The organism is Staphylococcus sp. HMSC068G11, assembly GCF_001815825.1.
GTDB lineage: Bacteria > Bacillota > Bacilli > Staphylococcales > Staphylococcaceae > Staphylococcus > Staphylococcus epidermidis.
In genome coordinates this window covers 1-2,264 of record NZ_KV822068.1, presented here as the reverse complement: position 1 = coordinate 2,264, position 2,264 = coordinate 1, and the positions used below count along the sequence as shown (strand labels likewise).

Genomic DNA, 2,264 nt, shown 5'->3' with positions numbered 1-2,264 from the left:
AGGCATAGTTTTCTTATTGTTATGCCTTTAATGTGAAAGGAGTATTATATGAGTGGAGAAACCGTTATATATAAAAACGAAATGAACTTAGTACCTTTAAGACGATTTACAGCAACTGAAATTAACTTATTTTTTGCCATGTGTAATAAATTAAAAGAGCAAGATACTAATACATTACATTTGTCTTTTGATGAACTGAAGGAATTAAGTAATTATAGTCCAGAAACACGTAATATAAACAGATTTGTAAATGATTTACAAAGAGTTTACGATAAAATGTTAGATATTCGATATACTATTAGAACAGAAACGAAAATAAAGAAATTTGTTCTGTTTTATAAATATGAAATTGATATATCTGAAAGATATTTAGAAATTGCTACTTCTCCAGATTTAAAATATATTTTAAACTCCATTACTAGTAATTTTACTAAATTTGAATTAAAAGAAATGACACATCTCAAATCTACTTACGCCAAAAATATGTTTAGAATACTTAAACAATACAAACACACTGGTTATATGAAAATTAAAATTGAAGATTTTAGAGAACGTTTAGATATTCCAAATTCTTATAGAATGTCTAATATTAATCAATTTGTTCTAAATCCAATCATAAAAGAACTATCTACGATATTTAAAAATCTTCATATTAATAAAATTAAAGCGAAAAAAGGGCGTAAAATTGAGTGGTTAGAGTTTACGTTTGATGCTGAGAAACGCATTCACAATAAACGACAACCACAAATTGCGAATATAGATAAGCCACGACAATATATCAGTCGTGAAAAAACACCAAAATGGTTAGAAGAACGCACATATGAAAAACAAACACAAAATGAGTATGATCCACAATTAGAGAAAGAACGAGAAGCTTTTCTAAAACAACTTCAGGTCGATTGGGAAGAATAATAAAAAAAGATAAGCTTTTACAAATAGTACATAAAGATGTATAATGTACTTAATAAGAATTTCATTTATAAACGCACCAAACCCCGAACTACGGCGAATAGTTCGGGGTTTTTTGGTACATCGGCTTAATCGTCTATATTATTTTTTATCACGTTTATGGAGCCAATAGCCAAATAACGTGACTAGACAACCACTAACTGCCATTGTCATGATGTGAACAAGAATTTCATTCATAAAGCGCACCTCCCCTCTACGTCAAATTGACGTCTGAGGAATAGACGACTTCCCAATTATAACAAAACGCCTCTAATCTGTATGCAGGCATACAATATACATGCATACAGTATGCACGCATCATGTATGCAACACTTAGACTCTTGAGAACTGAATAAAGATACAAAATTTCATTTAATGAAAATACATGAAAACGCGTGAAAACAACGATGTATAAAATATGAATAATCGATAATCCAAACAACAAGGGACAAACGCTGAAATGACAGCGTTTGTCCCCTTTCTTTTATCGTTATCTTCTATACACCTTATTTAATAGTTAACAATGATTGTAAAGATTTATATTTTATTATTCATTTGTTTTACGTTTGCGATTAACAAATAATGTCGCAAGTCCGCTTAAAGCTAATATACTTGCAATGCTAGCTAATAAGCCCTTGTTTTCTTGGTTTTCTTCACCTGTTTCAGGAAGTTCATTTGCACTGTGTTCAGTTTTTTCGCCATGTGTTACTTCTTTTTTATCTGGTGTTGTTTCAGTTGTGCTTGTTGTTATTGTTTTTGGAGTTTCAGTTGATTCCGAAGCAGAACCTTGACCATAACCATGTGCATGTGTCATAGCTGGTGTCATTGTAGCAGCTGCAATGGGGGCTACTGGACTTTTGCCATTGTGTTTACCGTCTTTTGATGTTGTATTGTGATTGCCTTTATTGTCAGTGTCTTTAGATGGTTCTGATTTTGAATCATCTTGACCATCACCTTTACCTTGGTGGTGATCATTTTTATCGGTTTTGTGGTGATCATCTTTGTCAGATTGATCTGGTTTTTTAGTATCATCATCTTTTGAACCTTTGTGATCATCTTTGTCGTTATGGTCTTTATCTTTTTTGTGGTTATCTTGACCATCATCTTTACCTGGATGTTGATCATCTTTGTCACCTTTATGATGATTGTCTTTACCGTCATCTTTTGGGTCGTCACTGTGATCTTTATGATCATTATCTGAAGGCTTTGATGCATCTTGGTGATCACCTTTATTTACGTTGGATTGGCTCCCACCATTTAAAATACCATTGCCTTCATTTGTGTTTGATTGGTCAGCTTTTCCGCCTTCATTTTTG

Annotated in this window: 3 protein-coding genes; 1 reads left to right on the top strand and 2 read right to left on the bottom strand. The window is 32.2% G+C overall.

The annotated features are described in order from the left end of the window. The first annotated feature begins 48 nt into the window (after positions 1 to 48). The gene (locus HMPREF3058_RS03570) at positions 49 to 912 is read left to right on the top strand and encodes a replication initiation protein (RefSeq protein WP_070731138.1); all 864 of its coding nucleotides are present in this window, start codon (positions 49 to 51) and stop codon (positions 910 to 912) included. A gap of 138 nt (positions 913 to 1,050) precedes the next feature. On the opposite strand, the gene HMPREF3058_RS12100 is transcribed toward HMPREF3058_RS03570, so the two are convergent. After that, positions 1,051 to 1,146, bottom strand: a complete 96-nt coding sequence (locus HMPREF3058_RS12100; RefSeq protein WP_141755962.1) for a type I toxin-antitoxin system Fst family toxin — start codon at positions 1,144 to 1,146, stop codon at positions 1,051 to 1,053. A gap of 349 nt (positions 1,147 to 1,495) precedes the next feature. Beyond that, positions 1,496 to 2,264, bottom strand: a 769-nt coding sequence (locus HMPREF3058_RS03565; protein ID WP_141755961.1) for an LPXTG cell wall anchor domain-containing protein, incomplete at its 5' end; no start/stop codon positions are given.

Excerpts from the sequence above, each read along its gene's own strand:
- HMPREF3058_RS03570 (WP_070731138.1), top strand. The coding sequence starts at position 49 with ATGAGTGGAGAAACCGTTATATATAAAAACGAAATGAACTTAGTACCT.
- HMPREF3058_RS12100 (WP_141755962.1), bottom strand. The coding sequence starts at position 1,146 with ATGAATGAAATTCTTGTTCACATCATGACAATGGCAGTTAGTGGTTGT.